This window comes from Streptomyces sp. NPDC015032 (assembly GCF_043080425.1).
Classification (GTDB): Bacteria; Actinomycetota; Actinomycetes; order Streptomycetales; family Streptomycetaceae; genus Streptomyces.
In genome coordinates this window covers 38,573-56,393 of sequence record NZ_JBIBVN010000021.1, presented here as the reverse complement: position 1 = coordinate 56,393, position 17,821 = coordinate 38,573, and the positions used below count along the sequence as shown (strand labels likewise).

The following is a 17,821-nucleotide window of genomic DNA, read 5'->3' as shown; positions in this document are numbered from 1 at the left end:
TCCCACCCTCGAAACGCCTGAGGCACCTTAGTCGGTTCCGGTTTTGCGCAGCCGGATAGGCTCGGGTGTGTGGATTCCGGTACTTCAGTGAGTCAGCACCCGCGACAGCCTTGGATTGTCGGGGTTTCGGGTGCTTCGGGCACCCCATTCGCCGCCTCCGTGCTGCGTGGTCTGCTGGCCGCGGGGGAGAGCGTCGACCTGGTGGTGAGCCGGGCGTCGCGGCTGACGCTGCTGGACGAGACCGGGATCGCGTTCCGCGACGCGCACTGGCGGGAGGACCTGCTCGACTGGCTGGCGCGCGGCGCGGACGGGAAGCCGCACACCTTCGACGTGGGCGACGCGGACATCGAGGGCGTACGGCACTGGGCGGCCGGTGATCTCGCCGCGGGGCCGTCCTCGGGGTCGTACCCGGCGAAGGGGATGCTGATCGTCCCGGCCTCGACGGCGTGTGTGGCCGGGGTGGCGCTCGGACTCTCGAAGGATCTGCTCCAGCGGGCCGCGAGTGTGACGCTCAAGGAGCGGCGGAAGCTGGTCGTCGCGGTGCGGGAGACCCCGCTGGGCGGGCAGACGCTGAAGCATCTGGTGAGCCTGGACGAGGCGGGCGCCGTGGTGCTGCCCGCCTCTCCGGCGTTCTACGCGGGGGCGACGCACATCCAGGATCTGGTGGACTTCGTCGCCGGGCGGGTGCTGGACGCGGCGGGGGTGCCGCACGGTCTGTACCGCCGGTGGGAGGGAGAGCTCGGTGGTGGCTCTCGCGACTGAGGCCGGCCTCGGACGGAAGGGGCCTGAGGTCAGCGCTTCTTCGTGGCGCGCGGGTTGCGGGTCTTGTCGACCCGGCGCGCGGCGGCGGGCTGGTGGGCACGCGAGCGGTTGGCCAGGTCCTGCAGCTCGCGCATCCGGGCGTAGGCCATCTCGATCGTGTACACGGTGTTCTCACTCCTGAAGATTCGAAAGCGTTTTTTGGATACTCGGGAAGATTTACAGGCGATGAAGCCTGCATGCCTTAGATTCTACACGTAGACTCGCGATACTGCTGAACAATGGAAGGTTTCAGTCATATGGACGCGGTGGACAGGCAGCTCATCCAGGCCCTCAGAGAGAACGGCAGGGCCTCATATGCCGAGCTGGGGCGGCTCGTCGGGCTCTCCGGGCCCAGCGTCACCGACCGCATCAACCGGCTGGAAACCGCCGGTGTCATCACCGGCTACCGCGCCACCGTCAACGCCGCGGCGCTGGGGCTCGGCGTCACGGCCCTGATCGGCATCTCGCTCTCCGACGCGGCCGATCACGAGGACGTGGCGCGCCGGCTGAAGGACCTCGCGGAGATCGAGGATGCCTGGTTCATCGCGGGCGACGACTCGTACATGCTCAAGGTGCGCGCCGGTGACGTGGACGGCCTGGAGCGGACCATCCGCCGGCTCAGTGGCACGAAGGGCGTCTCGCGTACGCGTACCACGATCGTGCTCTCCACCAAGTGGGAGAACCGGGTCGGGGAACTTCCCGAGGAGGTGTAGGCGTAACGTGGTGGAGCCCCCGGGGGACCGGGGGTTTCGCCCGGTATCGCCGGGCAGGCACAGCACGTCGACACCTGGGAGGCAGCCGCATGGACGTTGGGCTCAAGCGCGAGCTGGAGGAGAAGGTCCGCGCAGGGGAGCGGCTGACCCGTGAGGACGGCATCGCCCTCTACGAGTCGGACGATCTGGCCTGGCTCGGCGGCCTCGCCCATGAGGTGCGCACGCAGCTGAATGGCGACGTCGTCCACTTCAACGTCAACCGGCACCTCAACATGACCAACGTGTGCACCGCGTCGTGCGCGTACTGCTCGTTCCAGCGCAAGCCGGGCGAGAAGGACGCGTACACCATGCGCATCGAGGAGGCCGTCCGGCTGGCGAAGGCGATGGAGGGCGAGAACCTCACCGAGCTGCACATCGTCAACGGACTGCACCCCACCCTGCCGTGGCGTTACTACCCGCGCTCGCTCAGCGCGCTGAAGGAGGCCCTGCCGCAGGTCTCCCTCAAGGCGTTCACCGCCACCGAGATCCACCACTTCGAGACCATCTCCAAACTCTCCGCCTCCGAGATCCTCGACGAGCTGATCGAGGCCGGTCTGGAGTCGCTGACCGGTGGCGGCGCGGAGATCTTCGACTGGGAGGTCCGTCAGCACATCGTGGACCACGACACCCACTGGGAAGACTGGTCGCGCATCCACCGGCTGGCGCACGAGAAGGGTCTCAAGACCCCGGCGACGATGCTGTACGGGCACATCGAGGAGCCCCGGCACCGTGTCGACCACGTGCTGCGGCTGCGTGAGCTGCAGGACGAGACCGGTGGCTTCCAGGTCTTCATCCCGCTGCGCTACCAGCACGACTTCGTGGACATGAAGGACGGCAAGGTCCGCAACAAGCTCCAGGCCCGGACGACGATGGCGACCGGTGCCGAGGCGCTGAAGACCTTCGCCGTCTCGCGGCTCCTCTTCGACAACGTCCCGCACGTCAAGGTCTTCTGGGTGATGCACGGGGTGCAGACCGCCCAGCTCGCGCTGCAGCACGGCGCCGACGACATGGACGGCTCGGTCGTCGAGTACAAGATCACGCACGACGCGGACAACTACGGCACGCCGAACAAGCTCGGCCGCGAGGATCTGCTCGACCTGATCCGCGACGCGGGCTTCCGGCCCGTCGAGCGCAACACCCGGTACGAGATCATCCGCGAGTACCCGGGCCCGGACGCCGAGCGGCGCGAGTCGCCGCAGCCGATGCGCGTCTGACATTCCGTCCCCCGCCGTCCCGTACGAGAGCCCCGGCTGCCGGCCGGGGCTTTCTCGTGTACTGGACATGGCTTGAAGCGGCCGTTCTGTAATGGTTAATCTGCACCTATGGCACTTACGTTTGAGCTGGACCCCGCGTTCGACCGCAACCTGCGGGACGGCATCACCGAGCTGTGGACCGATGTCTCCAACGCGGACGGCTCGGTGGGCTTCGTGCCGCCCGTCACGACCGATGACGTCCGGCCCGAGCTGCTCAAGCACCTCGTCGCCATGGCCGAGGGCCGCACCCGCCTCCTCGTCGGCCACGACGAGGAGGGCGCCGTCGCCGCCACGGCCTTCCTCTCCCTCAACACGCACCGGCTGATGGGCCACTGGCTCTGGCTCTACACGGTGATGGTCCACCCCCGCCACCAGGGCAAGGGGTACGGGCGCGACCTGATGGACGCCGCCGCGGAGGCCGCCCGGGGGATCAGGGGGATCGAGGCGATCCGGCTCACCTGCCGCGGAGGCACCGGTGTCGACCGGTTCTACGCCTCGTGCGGATACAAGGAGGTGGGGCGGGTGCCCGACGCGATCCGGGTGGCCGAGGGGGACGACCGCGACGACATCATCATGCTGCTGCCGCTCGGCTGAGAGCCCGCGGCGGGCGCGGGGGAACCCCCTTTGACGCAGCCCTCCGAAGTGATCGATTCCGGGGCATGCTTCACTGGTCGGGCAGGATCGCAGGACCGCCGTACGTAGAGAGAGGGGCCAACTGTGTCCGCTGCCAAGCCGAACGCGACCATTCGGTACACCGCGATGCGCCTCAGCATCTTCGTAGGCTGCTTCGCCCTCGCGGCCGTGGCTGTCCACTTCGGCCTGCTGCCCTCCGGGGTGGGCGGTTCCAATGTCGTCTGGGTGATCCTCCTCGCCCTGGTCCTGTCCGCGCCGCTCAGTTACGTGCTGCTGCGCAAGCAGCGTGACGAGATGTCCGAGCAGATCGTTTCCACGGTCGACCGCACCAAGGCGCGGCTCGAAGCGAACCGGACCCGTGAGGACCACGTCACCCCGTGACGACCGGGTCCGCCGGGTCCGCCGGGTGAGGAACGACGTGGTGGCAGTGTAAGAGCTGCGTAAGTTTCCTCACACCCGCACAGTTTTCGTACGGAACCCCAGCGTGGGAGCAGTCGCTCCCACGCTGGGGTTTTGTCGTTCCCGCAGGTGCGCCGGGGGCTTCGGTGCCCGCGCCGCCGCCCGAGGGGGACCAAAGAAGACCTTTGAGGTACTCAAAGTTCAAGTGTTAACGTGTTCGACGTGAAGACAGCAGTGCGCCATCGATTCGCCGCGAGCGTCCCGCTCGTGGAGCGCCTGCACGTCGATCTCTGCCGCTGTATGTCCGCGGTCTGTTGCCGCAACGTCTGAACCGGCACCATGCAGCGGCGCCGCCCCCGGCGCGGGCGCCGCACCCCCGTCCCCCCGCACGGCGTTCCCGTGCGCCCCGATGCGTCACATCTGGAGTGTGTCCGTGTCCGCGAATCCCGCGTCCGCCGCCGCGACCGACAGCCCGTCCGGCTCCGGCTCCGGTTTCCGTATACCCAAGGTCCCGTTCTGGGCCCAGATAGTCGCCGGTCTCGTCCTCGGTGTCGTTCTCGGGTGGCTTGCCCGTTCGTACGACATCAACTGGCTCCACAGCACGCTCGACAAGGTCGGCCACCTCTTCGTCCAGCTGCTGAAGCTGGCCGTCGCGCCGCTCGTCTTCTTCGCGATCCTGGTGTCGATCACCAACCTGCGCAAGGTCAACAACGCCGCCCGGCTGGCCACCCGCACCCTGCTCTGGTTCATGATCACCTCGCTGATCGCGGTCGCCATCGGCCTCGCGATCGGCCTGATCACCAACCCGGGCTCCGGTACCGGACTGACCCCGAAGGACGGCAAGCTGCCGGAGCACGCGGGCTCCTGGCTCGACTTCCTCACCGGCATCATCCCGGACAACGTGATCACTCCGTTCACCGAGCTGAACGTCCTCCAGATCGTCTTCATGGCCGCCGTCGCCGGTATCGCCGCACTTCAGCTCGGCGAGAAGGCCCAGCCGATCCTCACCCTCAGCGAGTCCGTCCTGGAGCTCCTCCAGAAGGCCCTGTGGTGGGTCATCCGCCTCGCCCCCATCGGCACCATCGGCCTCATCGGCTACGCGATCGCCGACTACGGCTGGGACCTGATCGGCAAGTACGCGACGTTCACCGCCGACATCTACATCGGCTGCGCCCTGGTGCTGTTCGGTGTGTACCCGCTGCTGCTCGCCACCGTCGCCAGGCTCAGCCCGCTGCAGTTCTACAAGGGCGCCTGGCCGGCGATCCAGCTGGCCTTCGTCTCCCGCTCCTCGGTCGGCACCATGCCGGTCACCCAGAAGGTCACCGAGCGCCTCGGTGTCCCGAAGGAGTACGCCTCCTTCTCGGTCCCGTTCGGCGCCACCACCAAGATGGACGGCTGCGCCGCGATCTACCCGGCGCTGGCGGCGATCTTCATCGCGCAGATCTTCGACGTCCAGCTGGGTGTCGGCGACTACGTCCTGATCGCGTTCGTCTCGGTGATCGGCTCGGCGGCCACCGCCGGTCTCACCGGCGCCACGGTCATGCTGACCCTCACGCTGTCGACGCTGGGCCTGCCGCTGGAGGGCGTCGGTCTGCTCATGGCCATCGACCCGATCCTGGACATGATGAGGACGGCCACGAACGTGGCAGGCCAGGCGCTGGTCCCGGTGATCGTCTCGGCCCGCGAGAAGATCCTCGACCACGACGCGTACAACTCGGCCTCGTCCTCCCCGGTCGACGACGCCGAGGTGTGTGACAGCGAGCCGCAGGCCGTGGTTGCAGCCGCCTGAGGCCCCGGGCTGGTACGACACGTGCCCCCCGCACCCGTTGATTTCGGGTGCGGGGGGCACGTGTCTGTCAGCGGTCCGCAGCGCCCTCGTCGGCCGCGCCGGCCGGCGTGATCTCGGTCGCCGTGCGACGGGAGGAACCCCGCGCCTTACTCTTTCCGGGGAGTGGCGCAGCGGGGCGGGAGGAAGTCGACGTGGGTGCTGTGAAGGGCAAACGGATGCCGCGTGCCGTGCGTGAGCAGCAGATGATGGACGCCGCGGTACGGACGTTCGGGCAGCGCGGATACCGGGCCGCTTCGATGGACGAGATCGCGGAGTTGGCCGGGGTGTCCAAGCCGCTGGTCTATCTGTATCTGAATTCCAAGGAGGAACTCTTCACCGCCTGCATACAGCGCGAGGCGAAGGCGCTGGTCGCAGCGGTGCACTCGGCGGTGGAGCCGGAGCTTCCGGCGGATCGGCAACTGTGGGCAGGGCTGCGGGCGTTCTTTACGCACACCGCGGAGCATCCGGACGGCTGGGCGGTGCTGCACCGCCAGGCGCGCACGCACGGGGAGCCCTTCGCCACCGAGGTCACGGCGATGCGGGATGAGATCGTTGCTTTTGTGACGGGGCTGATCGGGGCCGCGGCACGCGAGGCGCACCGCGATCCGGCACTGCCGGACCGCGATGTGGCGGGTCTGGCGCAGGCCCTCGTGGGGGCCGCGGAGTCGCTTGCCGGCTGGGCCAACGACACCCCGGGCGTCTCGGCGAAGGAAGCCGCGGCCACCCTGATGAACTTCGCCTGGGCGGGTCTGGAGAACCTTATGAACGGCCGTCCGTGGCAGCCGCCGAACCCGTCCGCGGGCCGGGTGGGCGCGAGCGGGAGGAGCGCGCGGTCGTCGGTACGCTGCACGCATGGGTGAAGCGGGGGCCGACGGTCACGGCTGGGCAGCGACGCGCAGGTGGGTGGAGAAGGGCCTCGCGCCGGGGGAGCGGATCGAGGCCGTGGAGCGGCTGCGTGGTGGCTGGACCTCGCAGATGCGGCGGCTGGACATCTCAGGGCCGGGCGGCGGGCGCTCGCTCGTGCTGAGGTCGTTCGTCAAGCCCTTCTACGTACGCCATGCGGCGGGGCTGCTCACGCGGGAGGCGGACATTCTGCGGCTGCTGGCCGGCACCGGCGTACCGGCCGCGCGGTACGTGGCCGTCGACGCCGGGGCCGAACATTGCGACCATCCCTCGCTGTTGATGTCGCTGCTGCCCGGCGGGGTCCGGGTGGACGATGCGGGGGCAAGGGAGCGCATCGGGCCGCTGGCACGGCAGTTGGCGGACATCCACCGGGTACGGGTGACGGAAGCGACCCGGCCGCGCGACTACGAGGCGTGGACCGCGCCGGACCGGGTGCGGGTGCCCGGAGCGACCGGGCGGACGCGGCTCTGGCGGCGCGCGATCGACGTCATCCGCCGCGAGCCGCCGGCGTACGAGCCCCGGTTCCTGCACCGCGACTTCCACCCGGGCAACGTGCTCTTCACCGGTGACGGGGCGGCCCCGCGTATCAGCGGAGTCGTCGACTGGGTCGAGACCTCCTGGGGCCCCGCGGACCTGGACGTCGCCCACTGTTCGACGGCACTGGCGCTGCTGCACGGCGTCCCGGCCGGGATGAGCTTCGCCGAGGAGTACACGAGTGCGGGCGGGCGGCTGACCCGGAACGGGGCCGACCACCTCTACTGGCGGCTTCTGGACGCGCTGGCCTGTGCGCCGGACGCGGAGAAGGTCGCGGTCCCGTGGCGGGAACTCGGACGGACCGAACTGACGTCCGAGATGATCACAGCCCGCCTGGAAGGCTATGTGGAGTGCCTTCTCGACCGGTTCGGCTGAGAGCCTGTCGGAGGACCTCTGATCGGGCGGCCCCGGTTTCCCGACGCCGTCAACCCGTGTCCCGCACTTACCCGCGAAGAGTCGTACGCAAGGTAAAGCGCGGCGTGTCCGTGGGTAAAGAGACGGTCATGTCGGTATAGGTATACGCGTCTTCGCGACGAGGCAGATTTTGCGTCCTGGTGCTCCCGCACCCGCCGCATCGTTCTGCTGCCGAACCGCGACACCCGCGAGCCCCGATTCGTCTTCCCGTGTCTCGGTGGCTTCCGGTCCGGTCCCGGTATCGCCGGAGTTCACATCACTCACCACTCGGCGCATCGTCGATGCGCCAAGTGGCGATCCGCGAATCAACGACCCATTGGCAAGGAGACGCTGTGCGTTACGGAAGTGCGCTGAGGGAAGAAGTCCGAAGCCCGGGAACGACGCCTCTCATCGGCATCTACGACATGTACTCGGCGTCCGTCGTCGCCCGGCACTACGACGGTTTCTTCGTATCCGGATTCGGCTTCGCCGCCTCCCACTACGGGCTCCCCGACATCGGTTTCATCGCCTGGCCCGACATGGTGGCCTTCGTGGAGCGGCTGCGGCTGGCCTTCCCCGCCCACCACCTGCTGGTCGACATCGACGACGGCTACGTCGACCACGAGGTCGCCTGCCACGTGGTCCAGCGGCTGGAGAGGATCGGCGCCTCCGGCGTCATCCTGGAGGACCAGAAGCGCCCGCGCCGTTGCGGTCACGCGGACGGCAAGCAGGTGCTTCCGCTGGAGGAGTACCTGGAGAAGCTCAACCTCGTACTGGAGAGCAGGCACGATCTGGTCGTCGTCGCCCGCACGGACGCCACGGAGGAGGACGAGATCCTGCGCCGGGCCGAGGCGCTGGCCGCGACGGACGCCGATGTCGTCCTGGTCGACGGCGTGCGCAGCGTCGAATGGATCAGGCGGATCCGGGAGGTGGTCGGTGACAAGCCTCTGCTCTTCAACCAGATCGCGGGCGGGAAGTCACCCAGGCTCTCGCTCTCCGAACTGGCCGACCTGGAGTGCCAGGTGGCCATCTACAGCACCCCCTGCCTCTTTGCCGCCCACGCCGCCATCGATGCCGCACTGACGGATCTCAAGCAGTCCGACGGACGGCTTCCCGAGTTCGTGGCCACCCACGGCATCGGAGTGCGGCGTTCGACGGAGCTGCTGGAGAAGAACATCAGCAGGCACCACCCCGTCCGTGAGCCGGCGGCCGTCTGACGTGGACGATGCGCCGGGAGCGCGCGGCCCGGCCTCTCGCCCGTTCCATCCGGATGCCGGGGCCCGATGACGCCCGTCTGTGTGCCATCGGGACCCCGGCGCACCCGAAACCACAGCGAAACAGGCCGTGCACGGACCGGCAGGACCGTGCGGCCGGGAGAGAAGAGCCGGATCATGGGAATCACCTCGATGAAGGCGCGCGCGGCCCTGGTGGTCGCTCTCGGCGCGCTCTGTCAGGGCCAGTTGGCCGCCGGGAACGCCTGGGCCGACGCCCCCGACGGAGGCATGGAAACGCACCACGGGCCCTCCCTCGTCACCATCGACAACTCCAACGCCGACTCCTGGCTGGAGGTGGACCGGACCCTCAACGTGCTGGGCCCGTTCAGCAAGGGCACGGCGGGCAGCGACCATGACGGCGGCGGGGGTGCGATCGACCAGAACGTGTCGAGTTCCCAGGGTGTGGGCGTCCAGGCCGCGCCGGACGAAAACGCAAACGAAAGCACAAACGAAATCGAGGATGAGGACGAGGGCGAGGCAGCGGCCGGGGCGGAGAGACCGGCGGGAGCGGCAGCTCCCGGTCCCGGGCCGCGCCCCGGACCCGCGGCCGGGCCCGAGAGCGCGGCGAGCGGAGGGGACGACGACGAGGGCGATGCCGATCACGAATCCACCCGTCGGTCGCGCCGGGCCGGGGCGGACACCGCCGCTCCGTCCCGGCCCTGATGTCACCGGTCCCGCCCGGCCCGGTGAGCCCGCGCCCGGCGAAGGGGCCGGTCCGGCGGGTGCTACGTGCCGCACCGGTCCGGCGGTGACGAGGCCCACCGTTTCGCCCGCCCCCGCCCCTTGTCTGATGTGACGTCAGGTACGACGATGGCCCCCGCGCCCGTCAAGTGACGATGCGTCAGATTCCAGCGGGAAGGAGGCCGTTCGGTGCCGATACCGCTCACCGGGCCGCTGTCGTACGGGATGCAGCTCCCGGTCCAGTCGCAGAGCACCATCTACGCCGAGGGGTGGGAGGCCGCGGCCGGCCCCGCCGACCTCGCCGAGATCGCCCGCACCGCCGACCGCACCGGCTTCTCCTACCTGGCGAGCTGCGACCACGTCGCGATCCCGCGGCGGCTCGCCGGGGTCATGGGCACCGTCTGGTACGACCCGGTCGCCACCCTCTCCTTCCTCGCCGGGATCACCGAGCGGGTCCTGCTGATGAGCCATGTCGCCGTCGTCGGGCTGCGCCACCCGCTGGCCACCGCCAAGCAGTACGCCACCCTCGACCACCTCAGCGGCGGCCGGCTGGTCCTCGGGGTCGGGGCCGGGCACGTACCGGAGGAGTTCGAGGCGCTCGGGGCGGACTTCGACGGGCGGGGCAAGGTGCTCGACGAGACCATCGACGCGCTGAAGGCGGCCCTCGGCCCGGAGGAGTACCCGGAGTTCGCGGGGGAGCGGTTCTCCTTCGCCGGGCTCGGGCAGCTGCCGCGCCCGGTCCAGGAACGGGTGCCGGTCTGGGTGGGCGGATCCTCGCCCGCCGCCGTGCGCCGGGCCGCGGTGCGGGGTGACGGCTGGCTGCCGCAGGGCGACCCGCGGGAGAAGCTGCCCGCGCAGATCGCCCGGCTGAGGGAGCTGCGCGAGGCGGCCGGGATCGAGGCCCCGATCGTCGTCGGCGCGATCACCGAGCCGCTGTACGTCGGTGAGCCCGAGTGGTCCGTCGGGCGGCGCACCCTCACCGGCAAGCCGGAGGTCCTCGCCGAGTCGCTGCGTGTGTACGGGGCCATGGGCGTCCATCAGATCCAGGTGCGGTTCCGCAGCCGGAGCCGTAGTGAACTGACCGACCAGATGGCGGCGTTCGCCGCCGAGGTCGCACCCCATCTCGACAGGTAGGAGTCAGGTCATGGGCAAGCTGGACGGACGCACCGTGCTGATCAGCGGTGCGGCGCGCGGGCAGGGCGAGCAGGAGGCGCGGCTCTTCGCCGCGGAGGGCGCACGGGTGGTGATCGCCGATGTGCTCGACGAGCAGGGCGAGGCGCTGGCCGAGGAGCTGGGCGAGGACGTCGCCCGGTTCGTCCATCTGGATGTGAGCCGGGAGGACGACTGGCAGGCCGCTGTCTTTGCCGCGAAGGATGCCTTCGGCAGGATCGACGGGCTGGTCAACAATGCGGGGATCCTCCGGTTCAACGAGCTGGTGGCCACACCGCTGGAGGAGTTCCAGCAGGTGGTGCAGGTCAATCAGGTGGGCGCGTTCCTCGGGATCAGGAACGTCGCGCCCGAGATCGAGGCCGCGGGCGGCGGGACCATCGTCAACACCGCCTCGTACACGGGGCTCACGGGCATGGCGTTCGTGGGCGCGTACGCCGCCACCAAGCACGCGGTGCTCGGGCTGACCAAGGTCGCGGCGGTGGAGCTGGCGGCGAAGGGGATACGGGTCAACGCGCTCTGTCCCGGGGCCGTGGACACCGCGATGACCAACCCGGCGGCGCTGGATCCGACCGCGGACCCGGAGGAGTCCAGGGCGGCGGTGGCCGAGCTGTACCGGAAGCACGTACCGCTGGGGCGGATCGGCCGGCCGGAGGAGGTGGCGGCGCTGGCGCTCTTTTTGACCTCGGAAGACTCCTCGTACATCACCGGGCAGCCGTTCGTCATCGACGGGGGATGGCTGGCGGGCGTCAGCCTGTTCTGAGCCGCTCCGAGTTGATCTGACGAGGCATCAGGTATTGACGGGTGGGGGTGCCGGTGGAACAGTCGGACGCATCACGATCTGACGGTGTGTCAGAAACGATGGAGGACGGTGAACCCCCTTGGAATTCGGGCTCTTTGTACAGGGGTACGTGCCCGCCGCACGGGCCAAGGACGACCCCGGGGCAGAGCACAAGGCGCTGATCGAGGAGACCGAGTACGTCATCCAGGCGGACAAGTCCGGCTTCAAGTACGCCTGGGCCTCCGAGCACCACTTCCTGGAGGAGTACTCGCATCTCTCGGCCAACGATGTGTACCTGGGCTACCTCGCGCACGCCACCGACCGCATCCACCTCGGCTCCGGCATCTTCAACCCGCTCGCCCCCGTCAACCACCCCGTGAAGGTGGCCGAGAAGGTCGCCATGCTCGACCACCTCTCCGAGGGCCGCTTCGAATTCGGCTCCGGGCGCGGGGCCGGCAGCCACGAGATCCTGGGCTTCATGCCGGGCATCACCGACATGAACCACACGAAGGAACTCTGGGAAGAGACCATCGCCGAGTTTCCCAAGATGTGGCTCCAGGACGAGTACGTCGGCTTCCAGGGCAAGCACTGGTCGCTGCCGCCGCGCAAGATCCTGCCCAAGCCGTACGGGAAGTCGCACCCGGCGATGTGGTACGCGGCCGGGTCGCCGTCCTCGTACGCGATGGCGGGGAAGAAGGGGCTCGGCGTGCTGGGCTTCAGCGTGCAGAAGGTCTCCGACATGGAGTGGGTCGTCGAGTCCTACAAGACGGCCGTCAAGGAGGCCGAACCCGTCGGGAACTTCGTCAACGACAACGTCATGGTCACCTCCACGGCCATCTGTGCCGAAACGCACGCGAAGGCCGTCGAGATCGCGGTGGGCGGCGGGCTGAACTACCTGCAGTCGCTGCTGTTCCGCTACCACGACACGTTCCCCCGGCCGGAGGGCATACCGGAGTGGCCTCAGCTGCTGCCGGAGTACTCCGAGGAGATCATCGAGCTCCTGATCGCCGAGGAGCTGATGATCTGCGGCGATCCGGACGAGGTGCTGCGGCAGTGCAAGCGGTGGGAGCAGGCGGGGGCGGATCAGCTGAGCTTCGGGCTGCCGATCGGGATCAGCCGCGAGGACACACTGAACTCGATCAGGCTGATCGGTGAGCACGTGATCCCGGAGATCGACACGGACCCGGTGCACCGGACCTCACGCTTCCGCGACGCGGCGTAGGAGAGGCAAGCCCCTTTGGCGATCGAGGAGCGGGGGCCCGGGGGCGGAGCCCCGCCGGAAGCTGCGGCGTCTTCCCGGACCGCCGCTGCGGGGAGCCGGGGTGCGGGCCGCGGCCGTGCGCACCCCGGCTCCACATACACCACAGAAGGGAACCCCGTCATGCTCGACCACCTCATCCGCGGAGCGACCGTCGTGGACGGCACCGGCGGACCCTCGTACCCCGCCGACGTCGGCATCCGCGACGGCCGTATCGCCGTCATCGCCGAACCGGGCACGCTCGCCGAGGAAGCCGTTACCACCGAGGACGCCACCGGCCTCGTCCTCGCCCCCGGCTTCGTCGACCCCCACACCCACTACGACGCCCAGCTCTTCTGGGACCCGTACGCAACCCCGTCCATGAATCACGGCGTCACCACCGTCGCCGGAGGCAACTGCGGATTCACTCTCGCCCCGCTCCACCCCGGACGCCCCGAGGACGCCGACTACACCCGGCGCATGATGGCGCGGGTGGAGGGCATGGCGCTCAAGGCGCTGGAGGAGGGCGTCGAGTGGACCTGGTCCAGCTTCCGCGAATACCTCGACGCCCTCGAAGGACGGATCGCCGTCAACGCCGGGTTCATGGTCGGCCACTGCGCCCTGCGCAGGCATGTCATGGGCGCCGACGCGATCGGCGGACAGCCCACCCCCGGACAGCTCGACGCCATGCTCGCGCTCTTCCACGACGCGATGGACGCCGGGGCCTGGGGGCTGTCCACCACCCAGTCCGCCACCCACTCCGACGGGGACGGACAACCGGTCGCCTCCCGGCACGCGCTCCCCGAGGAACTCCTCGCCCTCTCCCGCGCCGTCGGCGAACACGAGGGCACCCAGCTCGAAGCGATCGTCGCGGGCTGCCTCGACCAGTTCTCCGACGAGGAGATCGAACTCCTCGTCGACATGACGGCCATCGCCGGACGTCCGCTGAACTGGAACGTCCTCACCATCGACGCCGCCGTCCCCGAGCGCGTACCGCGCCAGCTCGTCCCCAGCGAACGGGCCCGCCGGGCGGGCGGCCGGATCGTCGCCCTCACCATGCCGATCCTCACGCCCATGAACATGTCGCTCGGCACCTTCTGCGCCCTCAACCTCATCCCCGGCTGGGGCGACATCCTCGCCCTCCCCGTCCCCGAACGCATCGAACGGCTCCGCGACGCCGCCACCCGCGCCGAGATGCTCCGCCGCGCCGACAGCAAGGAGGCCGGCGTCTTCCGCCGCCTCGCCGACTTCGGCCGCTATGTCATCGGGGACACCTACAGCGCGGCCAACGAGGGGCTGAGCGGACGCGTCGTGGGCGACATCGCCGCGGAACGCGGCCAGGACCCCTTCCACTGCCTCGTCGAGATCTGCGCCGAGGACGGGCTGCGTACGGTGCTGTGGCCCATGCCCACCGACAACGACCCCGCCTCCTGGGAGCTGCGGCGCCGCACCTGGGAACACGAGGACGTCCTGCTCGGCGGCTCGGACGCGGGTGCGCACCTGGACCGGATGTGCGGCGCCCCGTACACCACCCGCTTCCTCGGCGACTGCCTGCGCCGGCGCAGACTCGTCCCGCTCGAACAGGCCGTCCGGATGCTCACCGACGATCCCGCCCGGCTCTTCGGGCTCCGTGACCGGGGCCGCGTCGAGGAGGGCTTCCACGCCGACCTCGTCCTCTTCGACCCCGAGCGCATCGACGCCGGGCCCGCCACCCTCGTGCACGACCTGCCCGGCGACAGCCCCCGGCTCGACGCCAAGGCCATCGGCATCGTGTCGGTCCGCGTCAACGGTGTGGAGACCCTGCGCGATGACAAGGTGACCGGCGCGGTCCCCGGCACGGTGCTGCGCTCCGGCCGCGACACCCGGACGGTGAGCACCCAATGAGCGACGGAAACCGGCGTCTCTTCATCGGCGGGCGGTGGACCGAACCCGACCACGGCCACTACGAGGTGATCAACCCGGCCACCGAGGGGGTCGTCGGCCTCGCCCCCGAGGCGAGCCGTGAGCAGGTGTACGCGGCCGCGTCCGCCGCCCGCGAGGCCCTCGCCGGCTGGTCCCGGACCCGGCCCGAGGAGCGGGCCGCGATCCTCGACCGGGCCGCCGACCTGATGCAGCGCGACCTCGTCGGCAACGCAGCGCTCGCCCAGGCGGAGAGCGGCGCCACCACGCCGACGGCCAGGGGCATGCAGGTCGCCGTCGGCGCCGCCCGCTTCCGCCGGTACGCCAGGGGCGCCCTGGAACCGGCCGAGGAAGCCGTCGCCCCTCAGATCAACGAGGCCGGGCCGATGGGCCGGGCCGGTGTCTTCGGGGCGCTCGCCGTACGCCAGCCGGTGGGCGTCGTCACCTGCATCACCTCGTACAACAACCCCTGGGCCAACCCGGCCGGCAAGATCGCCCCCGCGCTCGCCATGGGCAACACGGTCGTCGTGAAGCCTGCACCGCAGGACCCGCTCTCCGTCTACCGGATGGCCGAGGCGCTCGAAGCGGCGGGCGTTCCGGCGGGCGTCGTCAATGTCGTCACCGGATCGGGCCCCGAGGCGGGCGAGGCGGCCGTGGACTGCGGGGACGTCGACATGGTCAGCTTCACCGGCTCCACCGCCGTCGGGCAGCGCATCGGCGAGGTGTGCGGGCGCTCGATGAAGCGTCAGCTGATGGAGCTGGGCGGGAAGGGCGCCGCCGTCGTCCTCGACGACGCGGACCTCGACTCCGCGGCGGCGGGCATCGGCACCACGTTCTCCTTCTACAGCGGCCAGATCTGTACGGCCCCGACCCGCGTGCTCGTCCAGCGCGCGGCCCACGACGCCCTGATCGGGAAGCTCGCCGCGTACGCGGGCCATCTGAAGGTGGGCGATCCGGCGGCCAGGGGCACGGTCGTCGGCCCGGTCATCTCCGCCGCCCACCGCGACCGCGTGGAGTCGTACGTCGAGCTCGGCCGCAAGGAGGGGGCGCGGATCGTCACGGGCGGCGAGCGCCCGGCCGGACCCGGCCGGGGCTTCTACGTCGCACCCACCCTCCTCGCCGACTGCACCAACGACATGCGCGTCGTCCGGGAGGAGATCTTCGGCCCCGTCGTCGTGGTCGTCCCCTTCGACGACGAGGAGGAGGGCATCGCACTCGCCAACGACAGCGACTACGGACTGATCGACTACGTCTGGTCCTCGGACGTGGCGCGGGCCTTCCGGGTGGCCCGTCGGCTGCGGGCCGGCGGGGTCGGCGTGAACACCATCGGGCGGAACATGGAGGCCCCGTTCGGCGGGTTCAAGAAGAGCGGTGTCGGGCGCGATGTCGGTTCGTACGCCCTGCACGCGTACAGCGAACTCCAGGCGATCGTCTGGCCGGGCTGAACCGGTGGACGCCGTACGCGGCCCCGCGGGTGTCCGCTGAGCGGACACGCGCGGGAAAATTTTGAATCACAACAAAGCGGACAGTACTGCGATTCTCGTACATTGCTGCGATCGGGTATCGACCTCTCGTTGAAAGGGTTAAAGCGAAGATCGCCTTCAATTCACTCTCGCGTGTCCGTTCTGTCATCCGAAACGCAAGAGCGAGGGGGTGGAGTCTCACTCTCCGGATGTGGAAATCGCAGCGCCTAACGTCCTTTCCATGACACAGCTGGACGTGCGGCCGCAGGCCGGAGACACGGTCCGGGGGGCCGCCCCGGCCGACGGCGGAGTGCGCGGCAAGGGCCTCGGCGGGAACTCAGTCGGCCTGATGGGCAGCGCCGTCATCGGCATCTCCACCGTCGCCCCCGTCTACTGCCTCACCTCCACGCTCGGCTCCACGGCGGGGGAGGTCGGCGTGCAGATGCCGGCGGTCTTCCTGGCCGGCTTCCTGCCGATGCTGCTCGTCGCCTTCGCGTACCGCGAACTCAACAAGGCCATGCCGGACTGCGGCACCTCCTTCACCTGGACGGTGAAGGCATTCGGCCCGCGCGTCGGCTGGATGTGCGGCTGGGGCCTGGTCATCGCGACGATCATCGTCCTGTCGAACCTGGCAGGCGTCGCCACCTCGTACTTCTGGCTCCTGGCGGGCGAGATCACGGGCAGCGGTTCGATCGCCGCCCTGGACGACAGCAAACCCGTCCACATCGTCACCTGTCTGGTCCTGATCGCGATCGCCACGGCGATCAGCTACCGGGGCATGACGGCCACCAAGGGCCTCCAGTACGCACTGGTGGGGCTCCAGCTGGTCGTCCTCGGCCTGTTCGTGGCGATGGCCGTACAGAAGGCGCACAGCGGGGAGTTCGCCTCGTCGCTGCACTTCTCCTGGTCCTGGCTGAACCCGCTCGCCGTGCAGTCCTTCGCCGCGTTCACCGCCGGTCTGTCGCTGTCGATCTTCATGTTCTGGGGCTGGGACGCCTGTCTGACCGCCAACGAGGAGACCACCGGAAGCGAGAAGACCCCCGGGCGGGCCGCGCTCATAGCGATGGTCGTGCTGGTCGGCTCCTACCTGGCGACCGGGGTCGCCGCCCAGATGGCCGTCGGCTCCGGCACCTCCGGTCTGGGCCTGGCCAACCCCGGCACCTCGGACAACGTCTTCGCCGCGCTGGCCGGCCCGGTCATGGGCCCCGGCCTCGGCGTCCTGCTCTTCATCGCCGTACTCGCCTCCGCGGCCGCGAGCCTGCAGACCACCTTCATCCCGGTGGCCCGTACGGTCCTGGCGATGTCCACGTACGAGGCCCTGCCCCCCTCGTACGCCCGCGTCCACCCGCGCTTCCGGACCCCGGGCAGGGCCACGATCACGGCGGGCGTGGCGACCGGTGTCTTCTACACGGTCATGACCCTGGTCAGTGAACACGTCCTGGTCGACACGATCTACGCGCTCGGCCTCATGATCTGCTTCTACTACGCGCTGACGGCCTTCGCCTGCGCCTGGTACTTCCGCGCCGAGCTGACCCGCTCCGTCCGCGACCTGGTCTTCAAGGGCCTCTTCCCGGTCGTCGGAGGCATCCTGCTCACCGCGGTCTTCGGCAAGACCCTCCACGACATGTGGAATCCCGCGTACGGCTCCGGCTCGTCGGTCTTCGGGGTCGGCTCGGTGTTCGTGATCGGGGTCGGGCTGCTGCTGCTCGGCGTGGTGCTGATGCTGGTGATGCGGCGCCGCAGCCCGGCGTTCTTCCGCGGCGAGGTACTGACGAAGGAGACTCCGGCGCTGGTCGTGGCGGACTGACCGCCGGGCTGCACGC

At 69.7% G+C, this 17,821-nt stretch carries 17 protein-coding genes; 16 read left to right on the top strand and 1 reads right to left on the bottom strand.

All coding sequences use genetic code 11. From position 1 onward, the window contains the following. The first annotated feature begins 87 nt into the window (after positions 1–87). On the top strand, positions 88–762 hold the full coding sequence (locus tag ACF08M_RS26130; RefSeq protein ID WP_392187694.1) for a UbiX family flavin prenyltransferase: 675 nt from the start codon (positions 88–90) through the stop codon (positions 760–762). Positions 763–791: 29 nt separating this feature from the next. On the opposite strand, the gene ACF08M_RS26125 is transcribed toward ACF08M_RS26130, so the two are convergent. After that, a complete protein-coding gene (locus ACF08M_RS26125) occupies positions 792–926 on the bottom strand; it encodes a hypothetical protein (protein ID WP_361443644.1) in 135 nt (44 codons plus the stop codon). A 132-nt stretch (positions 927–1,058) separates the two neighbouring features. Between ACF08M_RS26125 and ACF08M_RS26120 the strand changes: the two genes are divergently transcribed. The 15 genes from ACF08M_RS26120 (at position 1,059) to ACF08M_RS26050 (ending at position 17,805) form a co-directional block, all read left to right on the top strand. Continuing rightward, on the top strand, positions 1,059–1,514 hold the full coding sequence (locus tag ACF08M_RS26120) for an Lrp/AsnC family transcriptional regulator (protein WP_392187693.1): 456 nt from the start codon (positions 1,059–1,061) through the stop codon (positions 1,512–1,514). Between the two features lie 89 nt (positions 1,515–1,603). Then, positions 1,604–2,767 (top strand): aminofutalosine synthase MqnE, encoded by a 1,164-nt coding sequence (gene mqnE, locus ACF08M_RS26115; protein WP_392187692.1) that lies wholly within the window; start codon positions 1,604–1,606, stop codon positions 2,765–2,767. A gap of 108 nt (positions 2,768–2,875) precedes the next feature. Beyond that, the gene (locus ACF08M_RS26110; RefSeq protein ID WP_392187691.1) at positions 2,876–3,400 is read left to right on the top strand and encodes a GNAT family N-acetyltransferase; all 525 of its coding nucleotides are present in this window, start codon (positions 2,876–2,878) and stop codon (positions 3,398–3,400) included. A gap of 165 nt (positions 3,401–3,565) precedes the next feature. Then, positions 3,566–3,820, top strand: a complete 255-nt coding sequence (locus tag ACF08M_RS26105) for a DUF4229 domain-containing protein (protein WP_392187769.1) — start codon at positions 3,566–3,568, stop codon at positions 3,818–3,820. Between the two features lie 451 nt (positions 3,821–4,271). Next, entirely contained in the window at positions 4,272–5,627 is a 1,356-nt protein-coding gene (locus ACF08M_RS26100; protein ID WP_392187690.1) for a dicarboxylate/amino acid:cation symporter, read from the top strand. A 215-nt stretch (positions 5,628–5,842) separates the two neighbouring features. After that, complete coding sequence (locus ACF08M_RS26095) at positions 5,843–6,526, top strand: TetR/AcrR family transcriptional regulator (protein WP_392187768.1); 684 nt, start codon at positions 5,843–5,845, stop codon at positions 6,524–6,526. Continuing rightward, positions 6,519–7,478 (top strand): phosphotransferase family protein, encoded by a 960-nt coding sequence (locus ACF08M_RS26090; RefSeq protein ID WP_392187689.1) that lies wholly within the window; start codon positions 6,519–6,521, stop codon positions 7,476–7,478. The genes ACF08M_RS26095 and ACF08M_RS26090 overlap by 8 nt, the downstream gene beginning before the upstream one ends. A 371-nt stretch (positions 7,479–7,849) precedes the next feature. Beyond that, entirely contained in the window at positions 7,850–8,713 is an 864-nt protein-coding gene (locus ACF08M_RS26085; protein WP_392187688.1) for an oxaloacetate decarboxylase, read from the top strand. A 174-nt stretch (positions 8,714–8,887) separates the two neighbouring features. After that, positions 8,888–9,433, top strand: a complete 546-nt coding sequence (locus ACF08M_RS26080) for a hypothetical protein (RefSeq protein ID WP_392187687.1) — start codon at positions 8,888–8,890, stop codon at positions 9,431–9,433. A gap of 243 nt (positions 9,434–9,676) precedes the next feature. Beyond that, on the top strand, positions 9,677–10,585 hold the full coding sequence (locus tag ACF08M_RS26075; RefSeq protein ID WP_392187767.1) for an LLM class F420-dependent oxidoreductase: 909 nt from the start codon (positions 9,677–9,679) through the stop codon (positions 10,583–10,585). A gap of 10 nt (positions 10,586–10,595) precedes the next feature. Beyond that, positions 10,596–11,381 carry an SDR family NAD(P)-dependent oxidoreductase gene (locus ACF08M_RS26070; protein ID WP_392187686.1) on the top strand — a complete coding sequence of 262 codons (786 nt, stop codon included), beginning with the start codon at positions 10,596–10,598 and terminating at the stop codon, positions 11,379–11,381. Between the two features lie 118 nt (positions 11,382–11,499). Then, positions 11,500–12,621, top strand: a complete 1,122-nt coding sequence (locus ACF08M_RS26065; protein ID WP_392187685.1) for an LLM class flavin-dependent oxidoreductase — start codon at positions 11,500–11,502, stop codon at positions 12,619–12,621. Positions 12,622–12,780: 159 nt separating this feature from the next. Continuing rightward, positions 12,781–14,520 (top strand): amidohydrolase family protein, encoded by a 1,740-nt coding sequence (locus ACF08M_RS26060; protein WP_392187684.1) that lies wholly within the window; start codon positions 12,781–12,783, stop codon positions 14,518–14,520. Further along, positions 14,517–15,980 carry an aldehyde dehydrogenase family protein gene (locus tag ACF08M_RS26055; RefSeq protein ID WP_392187683.1) on the top strand — a complete coding sequence of 488 codons (1,464 nt, stop codon included), beginning with the start codon at positions 14,517–14,519 and terminating at the stop codon, positions 15,978–15,980. The genes ACF08M_RS26060 and ACF08M_RS26055 overlap by 4 nt, the downstream gene beginning before the upstream one ends. Positions 15,981–16,239: 259 nt before the next feature. Beyond that, entirely contained in the window at positions 16,240–17,805 is a 1,566-nt protein-coding gene (locus ACF08M_RS26050) for an APC family permease (RefSeq protein WP_392187682.1), read from the top strand. The last annotated feature ends 16 nt before the right edge of the window (positions 17,806–17,821 follow it).